Source organism: Paraclostridium sordellii (assembly GCF_000953675.1).
Classification (GTDB): Bacteria; Bacillota; Clostridia; order Peptostreptococcales; family Peptostreptococcaceae; genus Paraclostridium; species Paraclostridium sordellii.
The window spans coordinates 3,389,241-3,389,523 of record NZ_LN679998.1 but is presented as its reverse complement, the minus strand read 5'-3'; the positions used below and the strand labels follow the sequence as shown (position 1 = coordinate 3,389,523).

The 283-nt window shown below is 37.8% G+C and carries 1 tRNA gene; it reads right to left on the bottom strand.

Annotated features, from left to right (window positions below):
- Window positions 1-13: 13 nt before the first annotated feature.
- Window positions 14-87, bottom strand: a tRNA-Gly gene (locus ATCC9714_RS16670).
- Window positions 88-283: the final 196 nt, after the last annotated feature.

Genomic DNA, 283 nt, shown 5'->3' with positions numbered 1-283 from the left:
CATAATCTTTATTTGGAGCGGGTGAAGGGGATCGAACCCTCACAGCCGGCTTGGAAGGCCGGAACTCTACCATTGAGCTACACCCGCATATATTTTAATACTTTGAAAACTGCATATCATTTATCAGATTAAAAATCCTATGATCATTTCGCAAACATCTAAATATTCATATACATTCATATTTATCCCGTTACTCAAATAATCTTGGTCAAGTCCTCGATCTATTAGTATCAATAAGCTACATGCATTGCTGCACTTACACCTTTGACCTATCAACCAGGTA